The following is a 1,001-nucleotide window of genomic DNA, read 5'->3' on the forward strand; positions in this document are numbered from 1 at the left end:
CATCCGCAGCAAATGCGCGCAATGCCAAGCGATTTGAGTGTGAGTATGGCGCAAGAAATAGTCGGCTTTGAATCGTTGCCACAACACTTCGATTTGGCGTGCAGAAAACCCTTCTTTGCGCAGCAATGCGGAAGCCATCTGTTGGTTATGGCGAATACGCTCACGCACATCAACCGGATTTTCTAATCCGCGACGCAGTGCGCGTTGCGTTGAGTAGAAGAGCTCGGCAAGCAGCGTGCGTTTCCAAGCATTCCACAACTCTGGATTGGTTGCGCAAATATCCGCAACCGTGAGACACACTAAATACTCAAGAGATTCTTCGTCACGAACTTGTTTCGCAAACTCTGTAATGACGTCAGGATCGTAAATATCGCGTCGTTGTGCGGTGACTGACATGAGAAGGTGATGCCTCACCAGCCAGCCCACTAACTTAGCTTCTGGCTTCGACAGCCCGTGTTCAATACAGAAATCGTACGCTTCACCTTCACCAATCACTGAGTGATCACCACCGCGACCTTTACCAATATCATGGAAGATTGCTGCAATGATCAGCAGTTCTTTCTTTTGCATGCGCGGGTATATGTCGCAACAAATCGGATGCTTCGCATGGTTGTCTGGATTGTTAAAGGTATTGATGTGTTTGAGTAGGCGAATACTGTGCTCGTCAACCGTGTAGGCGTGGAACAGGTCGAACTGCATCTGACCAACAATCTGGCTCCATTGCGGTAAATATGCGGCCATTACCCCAAGTCTGTGCATCAAACTGAATGCTTTATGAAGTGCAGTTGGGTGTCGACATAACGCTAAGAATTTTTCACGAGCCGCTGGAATCGTGTGTAAAAACTTGTTTAAGCGGCGACGTGCAGTACGCAGTTGTCGCAGGGTTGGAGGACTTACCCCCTCAATGGTTGAGTCGTTCGCGATATGCAAAAACATATCAAGAATAGTTTCAGGTCTGGCTTGGAATAGCGCGGGTTTTCTGGCTTCGATTAACGATCCAC

The 1,001-nt window shown here is 48.6% G+C and carries 1 protein-coding gene; it reads right to left on the reverse strand.

Translation table 11 applies throughout. From position 1 onward, the window contains the following. On the reverse strand, nt 1–1,001 hold a 1,001-nt coding region (locus R7127_RS27015; RefSeq protein WP_318148777.1), incomplete at both ends, for an HD domain-containing protein.

The organism is Vibrio sp. 1159 (assembly GCF_033340395.1).
In the GTDB taxonomy this organism is placed as follows: Bacteria; Pseudomonadota; Gammaproteobacteria; order Enterobacterales; family Vibrionaceae; genus Vibrio; species Vibrio alginolyticus.